General features: G+C 66.9%; 16 protein-coding genes and 1 pseudogene. 5 read left to right on the plus strand and 12 right to left on the minus strand.

Annotation, left to right across the window (positions count from 1 at the left end; genetic code table 11):
- Window positions 1-7: 7 nt before the first annotated feature.
- Both MFF01_RS17065 and hpxZ read left to right on the plus strand, forming a co-directional pair.
- On the plus strand, window positions 8-1,411 hold the full coding sequence (locus MFF01_RS17065) for an AtzE family amidohydrolase (RefSeq protein ID WP_238227251.1): 1,404 nt from the start codon (window positions 8-10) through the stop codon (window positions 1,409-1,411).
- 5 nt (window positions 1,412-1,416) lie between these two features.
- Window positions 1,417-1,797 carry an oxalurate catabolism protein HpxZ gene (gene hpxZ, locus MFF01_RS17070; protein WP_238227253.1) on the plus strand — a complete coding sequence of 127 codons (381 nt, stop codon included), beginning with the start codon at window positions 1,417-1,419 and terminating at the stop codon, window positions 1,795-1,797.
- 17 nt (window positions 1,798-1,814) lie between these two features.
- On the opposite strand, the gene rutD is transcribed toward hpxZ, so the two are convergent.
- The 10 genes from rutD to atzD form a co-directional block, all read right to left on the minus strand.
- Complete coding sequence (gene rutD, locus MFF01_RS17075) at window positions 1,815-2,597, minus strand: pyrimidine utilization protein D (RefSeq protein WP_238227255.1); 783 nt, start codon at window positions 2,595-2,597, stop codon at window positions 1,815-1,817.
- A gap of 4 nt (window positions 2,598-2,601) precedes the next feature.
- Window positions 2,602-2,994 carry a pyrimidine utilization protein C gene (gene rutC / locus MFF01_RS17080; protein WP_238227257.1) on the minus strand — a complete coding sequence of 131 codons (393 nt, stop codon included), beginning with the start codon at window positions 2,992-2,994 and terminating at the stop codon, window positions 2,602-2,604.
- Window positions 2,995-3,747, minus strand: coding sequence for a pyrimidine utilization protein B (gene rutB, locus MFF01_RS17085; protein WP_238227259.1), 753 nt, complete (start codon window positions 3,745-3,747; stop codon window positions 2,995-2,997).
- The gene (gene rutA / locus MFF01_RS17090) at window positions 3,747-4,847 is read right to left on the minus strand and encodes a pyrimidine utilization protein A (RefSeq protein ID WP_238227288.1); all 1,101 of its coding nucleotides are present in this window, start codon (window positions 4,845-4,847) and stop codon (window positions 3,747-3,749) included. The genes rutB and rutA overlap by 1 nt, the downstream gene beginning before the upstream one ends.
- A 243-nt stretch (window positions 4,848-5,090) precedes the next feature.
- A complete protein-coding gene (locus MFF01_RS17095; protein ID WP_238227260.1) occupies window positions 5,091-5,981 on the minus strand; it encodes an ABC transporter permease in 891 nt (296 codons plus the stop codon).
- A 2-nt stretch (window positions 5,982-5,983) separates the two neighbouring features.
- The gene (locus MFF01_RS17100) at window positions 5,984-6,940 is read right to left on the minus strand and encodes an ABC transporter permease (protein ID WP_238227261.1); all 957 of its coding nucleotides are present in this window, start codon (window positions 6,938-6,940) and stop codon (window positions 5,984-5,986) included.
- A gap of 190 nt (window positions 6,941-7,130) precedes the next feature.
- Window positions 7,131-8,405, minus strand: a complete 1,275-nt coding sequence (locus MFF01_RS17105; RefSeq protein WP_238227262.1) for an ABC transporter substrate-binding protein — start codon at window positions 8,403-8,405, stop codon at window positions 7,131-7,133.
- A 31-nt stretch (window positions 8,406-8,436) separates the two neighbouring features.
- The gene (locus MFF01_RS17110) at window positions 8,437-9,420 is read right to left on the minus strand and encodes an ABC transporter ATP-binding protein (RefSeq protein ID WP_238227263.1); all 984 of its coding nucleotides are present in this window, start codon (window positions 9,418-9,420) and stop codon (window positions 8,437-8,439) included.
- Window positions 9,421-9,496: 76 nt separating this feature from the next.
- Window positions 9,497-10,918 carry a dihydropyrimidinase gene (hydA, locus tag MFF01_RS17115; RefSeq protein WP_238227264.1) on the minus strand — a complete coding sequence of 474 codons (1,422 nt, stop codon included), beginning with the start codon at window positions 10,916-10,918 and terminating at the stop codon, window positions 9,497-9,499.
- A gap of 5 nt (window positions 10,919-10,923) precedes the next feature.
- Window positions 10,924-12,030 (minus strand): cyanuric acid amidohydrolase, encoded by a 1,107-nt coding sequence (atzD, locus tag MFF01_RS17120; RefSeq protein WP_238227265.1) that lies wholly within the window; start codon window positions 12,028-12,030, stop codon window positions 10,924-10,926.
- A 418-nt stretch (window positions 12,031-12,448) separates the two neighbouring features.
- On the opposite strand from atzD, the gene MFF01_RS17125 reads away from it, so the two are divergent.
- Genes MFF01_RS17125 through MFF01_RS17135 form a run of 3 tightly spaced genes read left to right on the plus strand, consistent with a single transcriptional unit; the run spans window position 12,449 to window position 14,704 of the window.
- Window positions 12,449-13,330, plus strand: a complete 882-nt coding sequence (locus MFF01_RS17125; protein WP_238227267.1) for a polysaccharide deacetylase family protein — start codon at window positions 12,449-12,451, stop codon at window positions 13,328-13,330.
- Between the two features lie 49 nt (window positions 13,331-13,379).
- The gene (locus MFF01_RS17130) at window positions 13,380-13,706 is read left to right on the plus strand and encodes a hypothetical protein (RefSeq protein ID WP_238227269.1); all 327 of its coding nucleotides are present in this window, start codon (window positions 13,380-13,382) and stop codon (window positions 13,704-13,706) included.
- Window positions 13,703-14,704 carry a CobW family GTP-binding protein gene (locus tag MFF01_RS17135; protein ID WP_283207202.1) on the plus strand — a complete coding sequence of 334 codons (1,002 nt, stop codon included), beginning with the start codon at window positions 13,703-13,705 and terminating at the stop codon, window positions 14,702-14,704. The genes MFF01_RS17130 and MFF01_RS17135 overlap by 4 nt, the downstream gene beginning before the upstream one ends.
- A gap of 79 nt (window positions 14,705-14,783) precedes the next feature.
- On the opposite strand, the gene MFF01_RS17140 is transcribed toward MFF01_RS17135, so the two are convergent.
- Window positions 14,784-15,947, minus strand: coding sequence for a GGDEF domain-containing protein (locus tag MFF01_RS17140; protein WP_238227272.1), 1,164 nt, complete (start codon window positions 15,945-15,947; stop codon window positions 14,784-14,786).
- Between the two features lie 328 nt (window positions 15,948-16,275).
- Window positions 16,276-16,524, minus strand: a pseudogene (locus MFF01_RS17145) (integrase core domain-containing protein); the annotation flags it as partial.
- Between the last annotated feature and the right edge of the window lie 34 nt (window positions 16,525-16,558).

The following is a 16,558-nucleotide window of genomic DNA, read 5'->3' on the forward strand; positions in this document are numbered from 1 at the left end:
GCAGCCCGTGAGCGAACAGGATTGGAGCATCGCGCCGGCAGCCTCCATCGCGACCGCCTTGGCGGAGGGTTCGGTGCGGGCCCGGACGGTGGTCGCCGCCGCCCTCGATCGGATCGGCCGGGTCGATCCGGCCGTGAACGCCTTTACGCAGGTTCTGGCGGAGCGTGCGCTCGCCCGCGCCGACCGCCTCGACACGGCCCGCGACCGGGGTGAGCGCCTTGGGTGCCTCGCGGGCGTGCCCTTCGCGGCGAAGAACCTATTCGACATCGCCGGATTGCCGACGCGGGCCGGGTCGCGGATCAACCGCGAGCGGGCACCGGCGGAGCGGGACGCGACCCTGATCGCGCGCCTCGAAGACGCCGGGGCAATACTCGTCGGTGCCCTCAACATGGGTGAGTACGCCTACGACTTCACCGGCGAGAATATCCACGACGGCAACACCCGCAACCCGCACGATCTCGGGCGCATGTCCGGGGGGTCGTCGGGCGGGTCCGGCGGGGCGGTGGCGGCGGGCCTCGTGCCCCTGGCGCTCGCCTCCGACACCAACGGCTCGATCCGCGTGCCGTCGGCCTTCTGCGGCTGCTTCGGCCTCAAACCCACCTACGGGCGCCTCAGCCGGGCCGGCAGCTTTCCCTTCGTCGGTAGCCTCGATCACCTCGGGCCGATGGGCCGCTCCGTCGAGGATCTCGCCCTCGCGTACGAGGCGATGCAGGGGCCGGACCCGGCCGACCCCGTGGTGACCGGGCGGGCGCCCGATCCCGTCCGGGCCGGCCTCGATGCCGGCGTGGCGGATCTGCGGATCGCCGTGGCGGGGGGCTATTTCGCGCGCGGTGCCGATGCCGATGCCCTTGGCGCCGTCGCGGCTTTGGCCGGCGCCCTGTCCTGCACCCGCACAATCGAGATCCCGCAGGCCGCTCGGGCCCGGGCTTCGGCCTACCTCATCACCGCCGCCGAGGGCGCTGCGCTGCATCTCGACCGCCTGCGCACGCGGGCGTCGGAGTTCGATCCGGCCGTCCGGGACCGGCTGATCGCCGGGGCTATGCTGCCCGCGCCCTTCGTCGAGCGCGCCCAGCGCTTCCGGCGCTGGTACCGGGCGGCGGTGCTCGATCTGTTCCGCGAGGTCGACATCATCCTCGCGCCCTGCACGCCCTGCCGAGCGCCGCTGTCCGGCGAGACGACCCTCGTGCTCGACGGTGTCGCAGTGCCGATGCGGGCGAATATCGGCCTGTTCACTCAGCCGATCTCGTTCATCGGGCTTCCCGTCGTCGCGGCACCCGTCTGGCTCGATGACGGCCTGCCCCTTGGCGTGCAGATTATCGCCGCCCCCTGGCGCGAGGACCTCGCCCTCCGGGTCGCCCGCCACCTCGAACGCGCGGGTTTCGTCCGCGCGCCCGTCGCCAACCTCGCGTGACCCCGATGATCATCGACGATCCCCTGGTGAAGGCCGAGGTCGAGGCCGCGTTCGCCCGCTACGAGGCAGCCCTCGTCGGCAACGACGTCGCGACGCTCGAGGCCCTGTTCCACGACGATCCGCGCACCATCCGCTACGGCGCGAACGAGAACCTGTATGGCATGGATGCGATCCGCGCCTTCCGCCGGTCCCGCTCGCCGCAAGGGCTTGCGCGCGATCTCTCGGGCACGGTCATCACCACCTACGGAAGCGACTGCGCCGTGGCGATGACATTGTTCAGCCGCTCGGGCGCTCCGGGCCGAATCGGACGGCAGAGCCAGACCTGGCTGCGCTTTCCCGAAGGCTGGAAGGTCGTGGCAGCCCATGTCAGCGTCATCGACGCGTAGATCTCATGTGAGCGGCGTCACGGTCGATCGACGAAACGCAGGAGCGCTGCGGTGACGGCCTCGGCCCGCGTTACGGAGTGGGCGTGGCCACCGTCGGGGGCGAGATCGAGGCGTGCGTTCGGCAGCCCCGCTGCGAGGCGCTCCGAAGCTGTAAACGGCACGAGAACGTCGTCGCGTGCGGCCATCACCAGGGTTTCGTGCGGGATCGCGCCGAGGCGTCCCGTCAAGTCGTACGCCTCGAGGGCGGCGATGCGGACGAGAACGGTCTCGGCGCCGGGGAAATGCGCCAGGGCATGGGCCTCGTCCGCGGCGATGCGATCCGCGTTCGCCGAGATCCACGGCGCCGGATACAGGTAGGTCGCCTGGGCGCGGATGAAGGCCTCAGGGCCGGCCCCCGTCAGTAGGGCCTTGCGGGCGGCAAAGCAGCGCCGGGTCGCCGACTCCATGGCATCCCAGCCGTTCACGACAGCGATGCGCCCGACCCGCTCGGGGTGAACGAGGGCGAGCTGCAGGCCGATCAGGCCGCCGAGGGCATGCCCGACGATGTCGGCTGTGGCGATCTCGAGCCGGTCGAGGAGGGCCAGCACGTCGTCGGCCATGGCCGAAATGTCGTGGCCGGGCTCCAGGGGACCGGGCGAACGGCCGGTGCCGCGGTGATCGTAGGTGACGACGCGCAGGCGCTCGGCCAGGGCCGGCAGCTGCGGCGCGAAATAGCTTGCCGAGCCGCCGAGCCCCGGCGAGAGCAGCACGGTCCGCCCCCCGGCCCGGCCTTGAACCGTATGATGGACTGCAGCAGCCATCGGCTCACCCGGATTTGCCGAGATGCGCGACGGACGCGATCTCGATCAGCGCCTCCGGTTTCACCAATCCGCACTGGATGCAGTAGCGCGCCGGCTTCTCGCCCGGAAAATACCCGGCATAGACGGCGTTGATCGCGGCGTAGTCGGCCCAATCCTTGAGGAAGATGTGGTTGAAGGTGATGTCGTCCATGGTGCCGCCGGCGGTCTCGACCACGCCCTTGATCGTCTCCAGAACGTGGCGGGTCTGCGCGGTGGCGTCGCCCACATGGACGACATTGGCCTCCGCATCCAGAGGTAGGGTCCCCGAGACGTAGAGGATGCCGTCGGCGAGGGTTCCGGGGACGTAGGGCGCCAGCGGCTTGCCTGTGCCGGGCGGAATCACGACGGTCTTCGGCATCTATCGCGGACTTTCGCTTGACGTTGAGGGGGCAGAGGCGAGCGCCGCCGCAAAGGCGCCGACGTCGGAGACCCAGCCGAAGAAGGTCTCGATGTTGAGGAGCGCGCCCTCCTGCAGACTCGGCGGCCCGGCCTGATGGGTGGCGTCAGCCAGCACGATTCCGAAATATTCGAGGAAGAAGCCGTCGCGCAGGGTCGATTCCACGCAGACATTGGTGGCGATGCCGGTGAAGATCAGGGTGCGGATTCCGCGAGCCCTGAGCATGCTGTCGAGAGCGGTGTTGTAGAACCCGCTGTAGCGCGGCTTCGGCAAGACGATGTCGCCCGGCCCCGGTTTGAGCGCATCGACGAGAGCATAATCCCAGGTGCCCTTGGCCAGCAGCCGCTGGCTCATCTCCGGGCGCTTGCGCATGGTCTTCAGCGCGTTCGACTTGTGCCAGTTCGGCGAACCCGGGCCGCCCGCCTCGACGTAGTCGGCGTCCCAGCCGTTCTGGAACCAGATCACCTGAATTGCCGCGGCCCGGGCGAGCGCGACGGCATCAGCGCATCGTTCGATGATCGGCGCCGTGGCCGAGACATCGAAACCGGCAAGATCGAGATAGCCGCCCTTCGTTGCGTAGGCATTCTGCATGTCGACGACGATGAGGGCACTCGCCGCCGGATCGAAGGCGATCGGCTCGGGCCGCGCGGGAAGGAGCATGCCGCCGGAGCGGCCGGCCGCGTCGCGATAACCGGCGGGGGCGTCGCCCTGCATCAGGCCACCTCCGCCAGGGGCGCGACATTGCCGGTGATGTGCCGGCGCGTCTGCATCAGCGGTTGGATCTTCTGCCCGAACGCATCGAGGCCCTCCAGGAAATCGTCGAAGACGAGGAGCACGCCGCTGGTGCCCGGCACCGTCATGACCTCGTCGAGGAGGCGCGCCACGGTGGCGTGAGAGCCGACGAGGGTGCCCATGTTGATGTTCACGGCGGAGGTCGGATCGGCCATCTGGCGGACATTGGTGTCGGTGCCGGACTTGGTGTCGACCGAGCTCTGCAGACCGAGCCAGGCGATCGCCTCCTCGTCGGCGCCCGCCTTGTAGTGCTCCCACTTGGCCTGCGCCGCTTCGTCGGTCTCGTCGGCGATGATCATGAAGAGCACGTAGGACGAGACCGCGCGACCGGTCTTCGCCTTGGCTTCCTCCAGCCGCGCCACGGTCGGCGCGAAGGCGGTGGGCGTGTTGACGCCCTTGCCGAAGCAGAAATTATAGTCGGCATAGGTCGCCGTGAAGGCCATGCCGGCGCTGCTCTGGCCTGCGCAGATGAGTTTCATTTCGGCTTGCGGGCGCGGGCTCAGGCGGCAATCATCCATCTGGAAGAAATCGCCCTTGAGATCGCTGCGGCCGGTCTCCCAGAGATCGCGCAGGATCTGCGCGTATTCCGACAGATACTCGTAGCGCCGCGAAAAATATTCCTCGCCGGGCCAGAGGCCCATCTGGGAGTATTCCGGCTTCTGCCAGCCGGTGATCAGGTTCAGGCCGAAGCGGCCGTTCGAGATCGAGTCGACGGTCGAGGCCATCCGGGCGACGATGGCCGGCGGCAGGCACAGGGTCGGGACGGTGGCGTAGAGCTTGATGCGGCTGGTGACGGCGGCGAGCCCCGACATGAGCGTGAACGAGTCGAGGTTGTGGTCCCAGAACTCGGTCTTGCCGCCGAACCCGCGCAATTTGATCATCGAGAGGGCGAAGTCGAACCCGTAGCCCTCGGCCTTCAGCGTCACCTGCTTGTTCAGCTCGAAACTCGGCTTGTATTGCGGCGCATTCTCCGAGAGGAGCCAGCCGTTGTTGCCGATCGGAATGAAGACGCCGATATTCATGGGCTCGGCCATCGTCACCTCCCAGTCAGATTACGCCGGACCACGCGGTTGCATGGACGCCGTCAAGCTCTCGCTACGTCACGGCACCGGAATGCTTGGGTGCCTCGCTGCATCTTCCGAGAATGGCCGCCTGCACCAAGACGTCAAACCTTAAATCGCACGGTTCGACCTCGTGCCTAAACTCTCCGCCGACTGCCCGCGCCATGCGCTCGATCTGCCCGCGCGGGCGGCGGACCTGCTCGCTCACCCGAGGCGCAGCCCGGTCCTCGCCCGCCGTCGCTGGAGGTACAGGCTCGCCCCGAGCGCCGTGGCGATCACCGCCAGGGACATGCCCGTCGTGAGGGTGCCCAGCGCGTAGATCTCCGGCGTCGTCACGGTGGTGGTCAGGCCCTGCAGCTCGAGCGGCAGGGTGTTGCGGCCGCCGATAGCCTGACTGGTGCGGGCGAGCTCGTCGAAGGACAGGGTGAAGCCGAACAGGGCGACGCCGACGAGGGACGGCCCGAGGATCGGCACCACCACGTACCGGAGGGTCTGGGGGCCGGTGGCGCCAAGATCGCGTGCCGCCTCCTCGTAGGCCGGATCGAACCGGTTGAAGACCGCGAACATGATGAGAAGGCCGAAGGGCAGCGTCCAGGTGAGGTGCGCACCGAGTGCCGACGTGTAGAGCCCCATCAGGGTGCCGTGCTCCTGCAGCCAGCCCCAGCCGGTCGCGGCGGCGGCCCAGTTCACCGCGTCGTCGAGGAGCCGGAATTCGAGGCCGATCCCGAGCGAGACCACGATGGAGGGAACGATCAGGCTCGCCACCGCGACCGTGAACAGGGCGCCCTCCCCACGAAACCGCTTGCGGAACGCGAGACCGGCGAAGAACGCGATCCCGACGGTGAGCCCCATCACCACGACGCCGAGGCGCAGCGACCGCCACAGGGCCCCCCAGATGTCGACGATGCCGAGCCCCGCCCAGAGCTTGCCGAACCAGTGGGTCGAGACCCCGTTCATGGGAAATGTCAGGCCGCCCTGCGGCCCCTGGAAGCTGAGAACCAGGATGGTCAGGGTCGGCCCGTACAGGAATGCGACGAAGAGACAGAAGAACGCCGCCAGGAGGTAGAAGGCGGGGGAGCGGGGCCGGTCGCTCATGCCTAGAGTTCCTTCCTCAGGTCGATGAGGCGGGTCATGGCGACGATCATCAGCATCACGGCGCCCAGGAGGATCACCGCGTTGGCCGCCGCCGCCGGCAGCTGCAGGGCCGACATCTGGACCTGGATGACCTTGCCGACGGAGGCGATCTGCTGGCCGCCCATGACGCCGACGGTGACGAAATCGCCCATCACCAGGGTGACCACGAAGATCGATCCGATGGCGATGCCGGGCTTGGCGAGTGGCACCACCACGTTCCATAGGGTCTGCCAGCCCGTGGCGCCGGCGTCGTACGCCGCTTCGATGAGCGAACGGTCGATCCGCGCCATGCTGTTGAAGATCGGCACGATCATGAACACCGTGTTGAGGTGCACGAAGGCGAGCACCACCGAGAAATCGGAATAGAGCAGCCCCTCGATGGGTGCCTTGATGAGCCCCAGCCCCATCAGCGTATAGTTGACGAGGCCGTTGCGGCCGAGCAGCGGAATCCACGAGATCATGCGGATCACGTTCGAGGTCCAGAACGGGATCGTGCAGACGAGGAACAGCGCCATCTGCATCGTGCGCGAGCGGACGTGGAAGGCGACGAAATACGCCACCGTGAAGCCGATCACGAGGGTGCAGGCCCAGGTCAGGACGCAGAACTTCAGGGTGGACACGTAGGTCCGCACCGTCGTGCAGGCCTCCGCCGGACTGAAGCAGCCCTCGAACACGTCGAAGTAATTCTGCACCGTGAAGGACGGGATGATCTCGTACTCGTTGTACTCCCAGAAGCTGACGATCAGGGTCAGCAGCAGCGGCACGAGGAAGAACACCGCGAAGACCAGCGCCATGGGGGCGGCCTGGAGATAGGCGAGCGCCCGGCGGCGGCGGGTTTTCGCGGTGAGGCTGGTGGTTGATGCCGGAGCGGCCGGGACGTTCACGGCGGCGGGCATCGCCGAGAGGGCAGTGTCGGTCATGGCTCACCCCTCGTGACACGCGAAACCCTCTCCCCTATGCGGGAAAGGGTGGCCCGCGCGTGAGCGCGGGTCGGGCCGGGACGAAATCCCGCAAGAGGGGAGCGCGTTGTCCGGAGAAGTCGCCCCCTCTTCCGTCCGCTCCGCGGGCACCCTCTCCCGCAGAGGGGAGAGGGTCGTGCCGCGCGCCCGCTCACGCGGCGATGAACTCGTTCCACTTGCGGACCATGTAGGTGTTCTCGTCCATCACGGCGTTCCAGCAGGCCACCGCGCCCATGCGGGTCTCGAAGGAGCCGCCGTCACGGACGGCGCCGGCCTTCTCCAGCACGGTGCCGTCGGGACCCTTGATGTCCTTCTCGGCGGGCTTGCCCTCCATCCAGTAGGCCCATTCGTAGGGCTCCATCTGGGATTTCGCCGTCTCCAACACGGCCGAGTAGTAGCCCTGGCGGTTGAGGTAGGCGCCGGCCCAGCCTGAGAGGAACCAGTTGATGAAGTCGTAGGCTGCATCCAACTTGCGGCCGGTGAGGGTCTTGGGCAGACCGAAACCCGTCGCCCAGGCGCGGTAGCCTTCCTTGAGGGGCTGGTAGGTGCAGGCGACGCCCTGGGAACGCACCTTGGTGACGGCGGGCGACCACATCGACTGGATCACGGTCTCGCCGGACGCCATCAGGTTCACGGATTCGTTGAAGTCCTGCCAGAAGGCCCGGAACTGACCGGCGCGCTTGGCCTCGATCAGGAGCTTGATGGTGCGGTCGATCTCCGCCTTCGTCATGTTGCCCTTGTCGGGATAGGTGTAGTCGCCCGTCGCCTCGATCACCATGGCGGCATCCATGATGCCGATGGACGGGATGTTGAGGATCGAGGCCTTGCCCTTGAACTCGGGGTTCAGGAGTTCCTTCCAGCTCGTGATCGGGCGCTTGATCAGGTCGGGGCGGATGCCGAGCGTATCGGCGTTGTAGGTGGTCGGGATGAGGGTGATCCACTCGGTGGGCGAACCGGCGAAAGTCTTCGCGTTCTGCCCCTCGATGTAGAACACCTTCTTGGGCGCAGTGCCCTGGTCGCCGATCTTTTTGCCCGCGACCTCGCCCTTGGTGAAGACCGGGGTGATGTTGTCGGCCTGCTTGATCCGGCGCGCATCCATGCCTTGGATGTTGCCCGAGGGGATGAGCTTCTTGAGGCTGAAGAACTCGGTGTCGAGGAGATCGAAGGAGTTCGGCTGCGTCACCACGCGCTTCGTGACCTCGTCGGTGACGACGGGGATGTACTCGATGGTGATGCCGAGATCCTCCTTCACCTTGCGGGCGATGTCGCCGGACTGGTTCACGGCGGTGCCGAGGTAGCGCAGGGTCACAGGCTCGGCGGCGATCACGTTGGGAAAGCCGGTGATCGGTCCGGCGCCGAGGGTCAGTCCGGTGGCACCCGCCCCCTGGAGCAGGGTGCGACGGCTGAACTTGATCGTGGTCGTCATACGGTGTCCTCTGGAGGCGTTGGATGTCGGATCAGGCGCTCAGGCGGTGCGCGGCCGCCGCATCCCAGCCGAGTGGTACGGTCTCACCGAGGGCCAGCGGACGGCCCGCATAGGCCGCGTCGTCGAGGATGGCGGTGAGCGCTGTGGCGCCGAGGCCGTCCGCCTCGAAGCCGACATGGACGCTGGTGCCCTGGTACTCCACCGAGACGACGCGGGCGGGCACCGCCTCCGGGCCGGCCTGCAGGCCGAGGCGCATCCGGTCGGCCCGCACGGCGATCTCGGTGGAATCCGGCAGCCGGATGACGTTGTGGCCGCCGATGAAGCGGGCGACGAAGGCGGTGGCCGGGCGCTCGAACACGGTGCGTGGGTCGGCCGCCTGCTCGATGCGCCCGCCGTTCATCACCACCACGAGGTCGGAGAGCGCCATCGCCTCCTCCTGGCTGTGGGTGACGTGGATGAAGGTGAGGCCGAGTTCCGCCTGGATGCGCTTCAGTTCGGTCCGCATTCGCACCCGCAGGAACGGGTCGAGGGCCGAGAGCGGCTCGTCAAGGAGCAGGACCTTGGGGCCGGTGACGAGGGCCCGGGCGAGCGCCACGCGCTGCTGCTGGCCGCCGGAGAGTTGTGCCGGCAGGCGCTCGGCCAGATGCGCCATCTGCACGAGATCGAGCATGGCCAGCGCCTTGGCCCGGCGCTCGGCCTTGCCCACACCGCGCATCCTGAGGCTGAAGGCGACGTTGTCCCGGCAATTGAGGTGGGGGAACAGGGCGTAGCTCTGGAACATCATCGCCGTGCCGCGCTCAGCCGGCGTCGCGTCGCCCACGGCGCGCGGGCCGATAACGACGTCGCCGGAAGACACCGTCTCGTGTCCGCCGATCATCCGCAGGGTCGTGGTCTTGCCACAGCCCGAAGGCCCGAGCAGGCAGCAATAGGCGCCCGAGCGCACTTTAAGGTCGATCCCGTCCACCGCAACGGTGTTGCCGTAGCGCTTGGTCAGGCTGATCAGCTCGACATCCATGATTTTCTCCCCGCAGGCATCCAGCAAGGGGCGGGCCAGACGAGGGACGGTTCGCCGAAACGGCCCTCCCATCGGATCATGGATGTGGGGCGGCCTGCGCGATCCGATCGAGCACCCGCCCATGGCCGAGGGCACCGACCACACGTCCATCCTCGGCGACGATCTCACCCCGCGCGAGGGTCATCACCGGCCAGCCCGTCACCGCGAATCCCTCCCAGGGGGTGTAGTCGGCGCCGTGATGCAGGTTGGCCTGGGTGATCGTCTCGCGGCGGTTCGGATCCCACAGCGTCAGGTCGGCGTCGAAGCCGACGCCGATCGAACCTTTTCGCGGGTAGAGCCCGTAGAGCTTGGCGTGGTTCGTGGCCGTGAGTTCGACGAAGCGGTTGAGGGAGATGCGGCCCGTCGAGACCCCTTCGGAGAATAGGATTGGCAAACGCGTCTCGATGCCGGGAATGCCGTTGGGCACGTAGCGGAAGGATTCCTTCGCGCGCGGATTCAGCTTGCCCCGAGCGTCGTCGTAGCGGAACGGGCAATGGTCCGACGAGACGACCTCGAAGACGCCTCCTTGCAATCCACGCCAGATCGCGGCTTGGCTCGCCGTGTCGCGGGGGGGCGGCGAGCAGACGTACTTCGCCCCCGCCATCGGGTCGCCGGACCCGCGCCCCTTCAGGTCCTCGGCCGTGAGGGTGAGGTATTGCGGGCAGGTCTCGGCGTGGATCTTCAGCCCCCGGGCCCGCGCCCAGGCAATCTGCTCCATGGCTTGCTCGCCCGAGACGTGAACGATGACGATGGGGAGATCGACGAGTTCGGCGTGAGAGATCGCCCGGTGCGCCGCCTCCCGCTCCACGAGTTCGGGGCGGGACAGGGCGTGACCGTACGGCGTGGTCTGCCCGGCGCGCTCCAGCCGCTCGGTCATGTACCGGATGGTGTCGTAGCCCTCGGCATGGACCATCACCCGCGCGCCCTCGCGGCGGGCGACGTCGAAGACGTCGAGGATCTGGCGGTCGTTCAGGACCAGATCGTCGTAGGTCATGAACACCTTGAACGAGGTGTAGCCCTCGGCGATCAGCGCCGGCAGTTCCTGGCCGAGGACGGCGGGCGTCGGGTCCGAGACGATGAGGTGGATAGCGACGTCGATATGGCACTGGCCCTCCGCGAGAGCCCGGTAAGCGTGCGTCGCCTCCCGCAGGGATGCGCCGCGCGGCTGCAGGGCGAAGGGCATCACGCAGGTGTTGCCGCCGGCCGCCGCCGCCCGGGTGGCGGAGGCGAAATCGTCGGCCATAACTATGCCGGGGCCGGCGGCCTGCGCGATGTGGACGTGGCTGTCGATGCCGCCGGGCAGGACGAGGAGGCCGGAGGCGTCGAGGGTGCGGGCGGTATCGGTGATCCGCTCGGCGATAGCGGCGATGCGGCCGTCGCGGATGCCGAGATCGGCCTGCACCGTGTCGGCGGCGGTGACGAGGGTGCCACCCCGGATCGCGAGGTCGAAATCGGGCATGGGGTTCAGGTCCTGACGCGGGCGATGACGGCGACGGGACCGCCGCCGTCCGGTCCCTGATGCTCGGCGCCGCCCGACACGAACAGGTCGGTCCGCCCGATCGCGGCGGCCGCGACCCCGCCCACCAGGGCGCGGGCATGGCGGGTGGCGTTGATGTCGCTGTCGTCGTTCATGATGTGGCGCCGCCCCCGGATCAGCCCGTCATGCGACGGCTCGGCCTTGGCGAGCAGGGCGACCACCCGCTCCGAATCCTCCGGCGTCAGTTGGCCGGACATGGAAAAGCCGAGATCCGCCAGAACGCCCTGAATCGCGAGAAAATCGATGCCGTCGCGCATCACCCGGTGGGCGATGGCATAGGGGCCGGACCAGCCGCGGGCGTTGCCGAGCACGATGACCTCGTTGCGCATCAGTTCGATGCCGGCCGAGGCGCTGGCCCGGCCGGAATAGAGGTCGCGCCGGGTGCCGATGGCGGCGTCGGAGAGCTCGGCCCCCTCCGCTTCGCCGAGCGCGAGGGCGACGCCCAAAGCCGAGGCACCGCGCGACAGCCCCATCGACGCGTAGGTGTCGTGGGTCGCGACGGTCCGGCCGCGCGTCGCCGCCTCGCCGATCCGGGCGCTCGTGAGGAGCGGACACTTCACCTGGACGAAATGCACATCCTCCGGATCGTCCAAGCCGGCCGCGGCCATCGCCCGGCCGACCGCCGCGGCGGTGGCTTCCACCTGGGCCATGCGGCCGATCTCTTCGGGCTGGAAGTCGGCGGTGAAGGCCGTGCCGATGGCGAGCGCCGCCGTATCGGCGGCCGGCGCGCCGTCGCGGCGGGCGAGTACGAGGAGGTGGGGCGACAGGCCGCCCTCGGTTCCGCCCGACATCACCAGGGCGACCCGCGCGCCGACGGCCTCTGGCGTGCATCCAAGCGCGCCGGCGAGAGCCGTCTCCAGGGCGATCACGGCGAGGTGCCGGGTGAAGTCGTTGACGCAGCCATTGCCCTCGGTCTTGCCGAAGACGGCCAGAATCTCGGCCGCCGCCACGGCCCCGGACGCGATGAGGTCCATCACACCGGAGACATCGGCGGGGTGCCGCGTCGGCACGCGGAAGACGAGGCATTCGGGCATCGCAAGCTCTGTTGAGGGTGCCCCTGGTGGGCCGGGCCGGGTCGCGAGATGCGACGCCGACCGGGTTCACCGCGCTTTCGAGCCTTCGACTGCCGGGGGCGGATCGGCAGTCTCCGCCGAGCACGCACGAACCGGACCACGCCCCGAGTGGCCGCCCCTGAGCGTACTATCGGGGCGACACCGACGTGCTCGAACCGATCATCCGGGGCTTGGCCTCGATTGTGCTCCCGTCGCGACGTGATGCTGCTTTCGACGCCCGCTGACGGCGCGATGATGCAGCTTGCCGGAGCGCGGGAAGCGGGCATCCGCGCCGTTCCGGCGATGGACAACGGTGCCTGCCGCAATTCTGCACCGGCAGTACGGTTCGATACGGCGGGCGGACGGAGAAGTCCGGCCCGGACGAGGGAGGGGACGCCGGATGGCGAAGGAAATCTTGGTCGGGTTCGGTGTCGACGTCGATGCCGTGGCGGGGTGGCTCGGTTCCTATGGCGGCGAGGACTCTCCGGACGACATCTCGCGGGGACTGTTCGCCGGCGAGGTCGGGGCGCCGCGCCTGCTGAAGCTGTTCGACCGGTGGGGCATCAAGACCACCTGGTTCATCCCCGGTCACTCTGTGGAGACGTTCCCGAAGGAGATGAAGGCGGTGGCCGAGGCCGGTCACGAAATCGGCCTGCACGGATACTCGCACGAGAATCCGATCGCCATGACGCCGGAGCAGGAAGAGGAAGTCCTCGACAAGTGCATCGCGCTGATCGCGGACCTGTCGGGAAAGCAGCCGACCGGCTACGTCGCGCCATGGTGGGAATTCTCGAACGTCACCAACGAGCTCCTGCTCAAGAAGGGCATCAAGTACGACCACTCGCTGATGCACAACGACTTCACGCCCTACTACGTGCGGGTTGGGGATGCCTGGACGAAGATCGATTACGCGGGGAAGCCGTCGGACTGGATGCGTCCGCTCGTGCGGGGCGAGGAGACCGGCCTCATCGAGATCCCGGCGAACTGGTACCTCGACGATCTACCGCCGATGATGTTCATCAAGAAGTCTCCGAACAGCCACGGCTTCGTCAATCCGCGGCACCTGGAGGAGATGTGGCGCGACCAGTTCGACTGGGTCTACCGGGAGATGGACTACGCGGTGTTCCCGATCACCATCCATCCGGACGTCGCAGGACGTCCCCAGGTGCTCATGATGCTCGAGCGGCTCTACGAGCACATGAAGGGGCACGCGGGGGTGCGCTTCGTGACGATGAATGAGATGGCGGACGACTTCGCCCGGCGCCATCCCCGCCGGACGTGAACGACGGGCGGGCCTCGCCCGCCCAACCCAAGGACGGAGGCTTCGCGCCATGTGCTCACTCTGCGGCGTGCTGGGATGTGACGACCATTGGACGAGCGCGGTGGCGCGGCCGGGCGTCTACACGCACAACAGCGATCGCATCGCCCGCCGGCGCGAAGCCGCGCGTCGCCTGGCCGTCGCCAACGCCCTGCTCGCCACGCGTCGTCTACGCCTATCGGAGTGGCAGGGCCGGTCCTACGTCCTGGCCTCGCCGACGGGCAGCACCCGGATCTTCGAGGCCCTGTCGCATCTGTGGTCGGAGGCCGGGGCGCTGGCGGGTCGTCCCTTTGATCCCCTCGATCCCAGCTTCATCGCCTCGATCGAGGCCATCCGTTGAACGGACCAACGCCCGTCCATCTCCTCACGGGGTTCCTGGGATCGGGCAAGACGACCCTGCTGCGCCGCATGCTCGCCGATCCGGCGATGGCCGGTGCCGCCGTACTCGTCAATGAATTCGGCGAGATCGGGCTCGACCACGAATTGCTGGACCGCATCGACGAAACCGTGGTCCTTTTGAAGTCCGGCTGCCTTTGCTGCACCGTCCGTGGAGAACTCGCGGATGCCCTGCTCGCCCTGCATTCGCGCCGCGCCCGCGGCGAGGTCCCATTCTTCGACCGCGTCGCGGTGGAGACCACGGGCATGGCCGATCCCTATCCGGCCCTGTCCACGATTCGGTCCCACCCGGTGCTGCGCAACCACTACCGCAACGTCGGCGTCGTCACGACGGTCGATGCTGTCAACGCCCCGGGCCTGCTCGATACCCGCCTCGAGGCCTTGCGCCAGATCGGAGCGGCGGATCTCCTGGCGTTGACCAAGACAGACCTGGCTCCGCCCGCAAGGGTCTCGGACCTGATCGCGCGACTGGCGAGCGTGAATCCATCCGCCCGGGTCATGACGGCATCCGAGGTTGGGGCAATGGACTTTCTCACCGAGGCAGGATCGCTGCCGCCGCCCCCTGAGTCGGCACGTCTGAACCACCATGCCGGGACCTTCCGTGCCGACACGCCGGTCACCTCCTTCGCCCTGGAAATTGAGCAGCCCATCGACTGGACTGGCTTCGGGCTCTGGTTGACCATGCTCCTCGACCGGCACGGGGAGAATGTCTTTCGGGTGAAAGGTATCCTGAATCTCATCGGCGAGGACCGCCCCGTCGCCGTGCACGGCGTCCAGCGTCTCGTTCACTCGCCGGTTCACTTGGAGCGCTGGCCGGATGAGCGCAGGACATCGCGCATCGTCTTCATCGTGCATGGGCTGGATCATGCTCTAATCGAAGCGTCGTTCCGCGCCTTCGACGTCATGGCCCGCCGCATCGCCGCCCGGGGCGTTTCAGCATAAGCGATGCCCTTGCTGGTGAGCCTGGACGCATCACCACCCTGGCCACATAAGTCCGCAGGCGGCCCTTTCGGACAGGCTTTCAGGCTGCGGCGGGCAAGACGTTTGCGTCCGCGGTTTCAATTCGGTTTCGACCAAGTAACTTCGCCCGGTACAACGCTCCATCGGCGCTGGCGAGCATCCCCGACAGATCGGAGCAGCCCGGCGCCGCGAGTCCGATGCTGACGGTGGCCTCGATTCCAGGCCCTTCTGCCCGTGCGGCCGCTGCGGTGAACCGGCTGGCGATCAACGAGCCGCGATCATAAGCTTGATCACGATCACACTGTGGCAGAAGCGCGGCAAATTCCTCGCCACCCAGCCGGACGACAAGTGCATCGGATCCCGCCCCCTGGCGGGCAACTTCGGCGAAGAGCTTCAGAATTTCGTCACCCACGGGATGGCCGTAGCGATCGTTGATCGCTTTGAAATGGTCGAGATCGAAGGCAAGGAGGGAGACGTGATGTCGATCCCGCTGCCTGAGGATTCGCGTGCCCTGCTCGAAGAAGGCGTGCCGGTTCGCGAGCCCCGTCAGCTGATCGGTGTGTGACATGTGAAGCAGATGCTGTTTTTCCTCCTCTCGAATGAGCATCAGAAAAGACATCGGCATCGCCACCGAGTACAAGACGGCTTCGTACATCGTTGCCTGTGCGATGGCGGACAGCATGGTTGCACCGTACTCGTGACCAAGCACCGGAGCGATGACGCCCCGCCCAAAGTAGAACGCGGAGTGGACGACCGAGATCGATATCGCGACTGATCGTGAGCGTAATCCCCGAACTGTATGACTGCGCGAGAGGATCCATGCCGTCAGACCGCAGGTCAGCGCAATGGGGAGCGCCGAGACATGGTTCCAGAAAACAGCCGGGAAGTGTGTGCCGATGCTCGCCCAGCCGACGGCGAGGATGCACAGCGCACCAGCGGACGACCAAATATATCGGCGACCGTCGAGGCCGGCCATGGCGTTGAGAACCAGGAGGTAGCCCGACATCATCAGGAGGTTGGTCGCCCCCATGCCGAGCGCGACCGGGACGTGGCTGCGGTTCATTGCGACAATGCAGCCGAGTACGAACGCGAAGAGACCTGCAGCAAGCACAGCGAGGATGTTTGCGCGGCCAGGATGAGCGTGTCGCTCCCAGAGGAGGAGCGAAGCCGACACCAGCAGCGTTCCGACTGTCAAATACCAGAGGGTTTGTAGATCGATCTGCATAGCTCTGCCTGTTTCGAGGCTCAGCGTATAAAACGAGTTCCACAAGGTCCTTTCGATCGCCGATCATATCTCGGACATGGTTCTTGCGGCGTTAAATCGGGCTGCCGGCTATTAATAAAATGATCAATAACGGTAAAATTGATCGCTTATTGAACATAATATTTGATTTAAGCCAGAATATCAGTTGCCGTTATCTAGATTTTGTCGGTTAATCTCATAAAATATGTCATAATATTATATGCTTTATTATTCCACATTTCGAGTAATTACGATTCAAATATTGATGATCCCATCTGGCCTGCCCCCATTCGGTGGCCCAGGTTCGAAGTTAGTGCATCGTCAGTCGCGTGACGATGGCGGGGTGAGCGAGCGGCCCTGAGCCGCTCGGTTCGGTTGGCCAGATGACGACCTCGGGCGCAGGCGGCTGGTAGCCGAGCGACGAGTGCGGCCGGATGTTGTTATAGTGCCTACGCCATTGCTCGATCACGACGCTGGCCTCCTTGAGGGTGTAGAACACCTCGCCGTTGAGGAGTTCATCCCGCAGCTTCGTGTTGAAGCTCTCGCAATAGCCGTTCTTCTCTAATCAACGATGCGCGTGTCAACGGATTATG

It is taken from the genome of Methylobacterium adhaesivum (genome assembly GCF_022179065.1).
Taxonomy (GTDB): Bacteria; Pseudomonadota; Alphaproteobacteria; order Rhizobiales; family Beijerinckiaceae; genus Methylobacterium; species Methylobacterium adhaesivum.